The 4,554-nt window shown below is 60.4% G+C and carries 4 protein-coding genes and 1 pseudogene; all 5 read left to right on the forward strand.

Annotation, left to right across the window (positions count from 1 at the left end; all coding sequences use genetic code 11):
- Positions 1 to 336: FHA domain-containing protein (locus VFN25_RS03485; protein ID WP_325138860.1), on the forward strand; the 336-nt coding region annotated here is incomplete at its 5' end.
- A 148-nt stretch (positions 337 to 484) separates the two neighbouring features.
- The gene (gene serC, locus VFN25_RS03490) at positions 485 to 1,567 is read left to right on the forward strand and encodes a 3-phosphoserine/phosphohydroxythreonine transaminase (protein WP_325138862.1); all 1,083 of its coding nucleotides are present in this window, start codon (positions 485 to 487) and stop codon (positions 1,565 to 1,567) included.
- Positions 1,568 to 1,619: 52 nt separating this feature from the next.
- Positions 1,620 to 2,729, forward strand: coding sequence for a prephenate dehydratase (gene pheA, locus VFN25_RS03495; RefSeq protein WP_325138864.1), 1,110 nt, complete (start codon positions 1,620 to 1,622; stop codon positions 2,727 to 2,729).
- Entirely contained in the window at positions 2,726 to 3,832 is a 1,107-nt protein-coding gene (hisC, locus tag VFN25_RS03500) for a histidinol-phosphate transaminase (protein WP_325138866.1), read from the forward strand. The genes pheA and hisC overlap by 4 nt, the downstream gene beginning before the upstream one ends.
- Positions 3,829 to 4,554 (forward strand): annotated as a pseudogene (locus VFN25_RS03505) (3-phosphoshikimate 1-carboxyvinyltransferase); the annotation flags it as partial. The gene hisC and the pseudogene VFN25_RS03505, both read left to right, overlap by 4 nt.

The following is a 4,554-nucleotide window of genomic DNA, read 5'->3' on the forward strand; positions in this document are numbered from 1 at the left end:
TACTTCAAGGATTTCGAGTCGACCGACGGCACCGAGATCAACGGCGTGCGTCTGAAGACCGCGGTATTGCACCCGGGCGATCAGATTTCGTTTGGTCGCAACCGCTTCGTGCTTGAAGCTCCTGGCTACCCTGCGCGGGGCCAGAGCATGCCGACTCCGGCCAACATGGCACCGGCGATTACGCAAACCCTGGACGCCATCGACATTCCGGACCCGGCGCGTTTCGAAGTGGACGAAACCGTTGATGGTGAGGATTCGTCGGGCATCTGGTGGCTGATCGCGGCTGCAGCGCTGATCGGCCTCGGTATTGCCGGCTTGATCTGGTTCGGCAGTTAGGGCAACGCTGATCAACCCTGCGTGGGCAAGACCAGCTCCCTCGAGCGCTTGCAGTCATGCTGCATTGCGACATATCGTTGACGCTCGCCTTCGGCCGCGGATGCATGGGCCGAGTGTTCCCAACTGAGTCAGTTTCGAGGGTGCGCCTGTGAGTCGCGGCTACAACTTCAGTGCTGGACCCGCTGCATTGCCGGAAGAGGTGTTGTTCCAGGCCCGCGAGGAGATGCTTGAATGGGGCACGGCGCGTGCCTCGGTCATGGAAATCAGTCATCGCGGCCGTGATTTCATGGCGCTGGCGGCCGAATCCGAGCAGGATCTTCGCGATTTGATGGCGATTCCGGCCAATTACCACGTGTTGTTCATGCAGGGCGGGGCGACCCAGCATTTTGCCCAGATTCCGATGAACTTCGCTCGCCCGGATATGGTGGCTGATTACATCGTCACCGGCTCCTGGGGCGAAAAGGCGGTCAGGGAGGCCAGACCCTACGTTCAGCCGCGCATCAGTGCGAGTTCGCTGGATTCAAACTACACGCGCATCCCGCCGCGATCGAGCTGGGATCTGGATCCGCAGGCGGCTTATGTCCACTACACGCCGAACGAGACCATCCATGGCGTCGAATTTCGGGAGATTCCCGAGGTCGGAACGGTTCCGCTGATTGCCGACATGTCCTCGGACATTCTTTCGCGCCCGCTTGATGTGTCGAAGTTTGCTCTGATCTATGCCGGCGCGCAGAAAAATATAGGCGCTTCGGGGCTGGTGATCCTGATTGTCCGCGATGACTTGCTTGAGCGTTGCCCACAGAACATCGCGCGGATATTCAACTACGCCGAACATGCCGCCAACCATTCGCTTTTGAACACGCCGAACACTTATGGCTGGTATCTGGCCTCGCTGGTTTTCAAATGGCTCAAGGCGCAGGGCGGCACTGAGGCGATGGCGGAGCACAACCGGATCAAGGCCGAATTGCTTTACTCGGCCATCGACAATTCGGGGTTCTACAGCAATCCGGTCGATGCGCAGGCGCGCTCGTGGATGAATGTGCCGTTCTTTCTGCCTCGTCCGGGACTGGATGGGGTCTTTCTCGAAGAAGCCGATGCCGCCAATCTGCTCGGCTTGAAAGGACACAAGCTGCTTGGTGGCATGCGCGCATCAATCTACAACGCGACCAACCTGGCCGCAGTTGAGGTGCTGGTTGATTTCATGCGCGATTTCGCGCGTCGTCACGGTTGAGTTTGACTTTCAACCAGGCATTCAAGGTTTGGCAATCACGGGGCATGCTGCAATGAGCAATGAGCTGGAGCAATCGACACCGCCGATGGATCTGGCCGAGGTGCGCGAACGCATCGATGGCATCGACAGGGACATCCAGAACCTGATTGCCGAACGCGCGCGCTGGGCGCACCAGGTCGGTCTGGCCAAGGGCCCACTGGCGGCTGCCGTCGATTACTACCGTCCCGAGCGCGAAGCGCAGGTGTTGCGCATGGTGGTCGATCGCAACGAAGGTCCGCTCAGCGACGAAGTGCTAGTGCATGTGTTTCGCGAAGTCATGTCGGCCTGTCTGGCCCAGCAGGAGCCGCTGAAGATCGGCTATCTCGGTCCCGAAGGCACCTTCAGCCAGCAGGCGGTGCTCAAGCACTTCGGTCGCTCGGCGCACGGTCAGCCGATGGCCAGCATCGAGGAGGTGTTTCAGGAAGTCGAAAACGGCAACGCCGATTTTGGCGTCGTGCCGGTCGAGAATTCGGGGCAGGGCACGATCCAGATCACCCTCGACATGTTTCTTACTTCGAACATCAAGATCTGTGGCGAAGCCGAGTTGCGCGTGCATCAATATCTGCTCTCGCGCAGCGGTCGCATCGAGGATATCGAGCGCATCTATTCGCACCCGCAATCGTTTGCGCAAACCCAGGCCTGGTTGCGCGGAAATCTGCCGAATGTCGAGAAGCTGCCGGTTTCGAGCAATGCCGAAGGCGCGCGACGTGCGCGCAATGCCGAGGATGCCGCCGCCATCGCCGGCGAGTCGGCCGGTCTGGTCTATGGCCTGAAGAAAGTCATCATGCGCCCGATCGAGGATCACGCCGACAACACCACGCGCTTCCTTGTCCTTGGCCGGCAGATCTTTCCGCCATCGGGTCATGACCGTACCTCGGTACTGGTCTCGATCAAGGATCAGCCCGGTGCCCTGTTCAATGTGTTGAGTCCCTTTGCCAAGCATGGCATCACGATGAACCGGATCGAGTCTCGTCCCTCCCATCACGCCAAGTGGGAATATGCGTTTTTTATTGACCTGGCTGGCCATGTTGACGATGCGCCGATGCAGCAGGCACTGTCCGAGCTCGACGCGTTTGCCGCGGAGATCAAGGTTCTTGGTTCCTATCCGGTCGCCATTCCGTGAGTTTTGATGCAGCGACGTTAGCCAATCCGACGACCCGGGTTCTGCGCGCATATGACCCTGGCCATGATCTGCCGACCCTGCGTGCCCGATTCGGTGAACTGCTCGCCGAGCTCGGATCCAATGAAACCGTCCTCGGCCCGAGTCCTCGCGCGCTGACCGCGATGAGTGATGCCCTGGCGGAGACGTTTCGCTACCCGGATCCACAAGCAGGTGCTCTCAAGCGTGCACTTGCCGAGCACTGGCGAATCGAGAGCTCACGCATCGCCCTCGGCAACGGCTCGCATGAGTTGCTGATGTTGCTCGCCCAATGCTTCGCTGATCCAGAAACTTCAGTGGTTTTCCCGGAATACGGCTTCGCCGTGTTTCCGATTGCGACGGCTGCCGTTGGAGCGATTGGTATTCGCGCCAACGCACTGCCGGGCGACCATGCAACGGCGCCGTATGGGCATGATCTCGACGCGCTGGCTGCCGCCGTACGCGAGGATACGAAACTGGTCTATCTGGCCAATCCGAACAATCCAACCGGGACCTGGTTCAGCGATGCCGAGCTTGAGGGTTTTCTTGCACGTGTTGCGCAATCGACTCTGGTCGTTGTTGATGAGGCCTACCAGGAATTTGTCGATGCGCCGGGCGCGGGCAGTGCGATTCGCCTGCTCGACAGCTATCCGAACCTGGTCGTTACCCGCACATTCTCGAAAGCCCATGCGCTGGCCGGTTTGCGTATCGGTTATCTGCTGGCTGACGCCAGCGTGGTCGATGTGATTGAACGTTTGCGTGAATCGTTCAACGTCAACATGCTCGCCCAGGTTGCCGCTCTGGCGGCGCTTGCAGATGCCGAACACCTCGAAAAGGTCTGCCGCTGGACGCGCAGTGAACGCGAGTGGTTGAGCGCCGAACTGGACTCGCGCGGCTATCGCGTACTGCCCTCGCAAACCAACTTTGTTCTCGTCGTTCTGGATCATGATGCAGGGTCGCTGGAGCAGCACCTGTTCAAGCGTGGCGTCATCGTCCGGCCGATGGGTGGCTACGGTCTCGGCCACTGCATTCGCATCAGTCTTGGCACGCGTGCCGAAAACGAGCGTCTGCTCGCGGCCTTGCCATGAGTGCGCCATTGATCTGGCAGAGTGAAACCGGGGTTGCGTTACACGGTGAACTGATCGTGCCCGGCGACAAATCGGTGTCACATCGGGCCATCATGCTGGCTGCGCTTGCCGATGGCAGTTCACGAATCCGGGGTTTTCTCGAAGGTGAAGACACACGCGCGACGGCGGCTGCCTTTGCGGACATGGGCGTAGCAATCGAGGCGCCATCGGCGTGTGAACGCATCGTCCACGGTGTCGGGTTGCACGGGCTGAGCGCACCGACATCGGCCATTGATTGCGGCAATGCCGGAACCGGCATGCGTCTGCTCGCCGGTCTGCTGGCTGGGCAATCGTTTGATTCCGAGCTGCGCGGAGATGATTCACTCTCGCGGCGACCGATGCGGCGGGTAATCGAACCACTGGAATCGATGGGCGCACGGATTGATTCCGACAGCGGAGCCTTGCCACCTTTGCGTGTTCGTGGCGGCCATGCGCTGACCGGCAAGCGCTTCACGCCGAGTATCGCCAGCGCCCAGGTCAAATCGGCCATCCTGCTCGCCGGTCTCTATGCGCAAGGCACCACCGAGGTTCGCGAGATCCACCCGACACGCGACTACACCGAGCGCATGCTCAGCGCCTTTGGCTGGCCAGTTGAGTTCGGTTCCGGTTGGGCGCGATTGTCCGGCGGCCATCGCCTGACGGCGACTGAGGTCGTGGTTCCGGCCGATTTCTCCTCGGCGGCA

It is taken from the genome of Dokdonella sp. (assembly GCF_035703485.1).
Classification (GTDB): Bacteria; Pseudomonadota; Gammaproteobacteria; order Xanthomonadales; family Rhodanobacteraceae; genus Dokdonella.

Bases quoted from the DNA above. Each gene is read 5' to 3' on its own strand.
- pheA (WP_325138864.1), top strand. From the start codon at position 1,620: ATGAGCAATGAGCTGGAGCAATCGACACCGCCGATGGATCTGGCCGAG.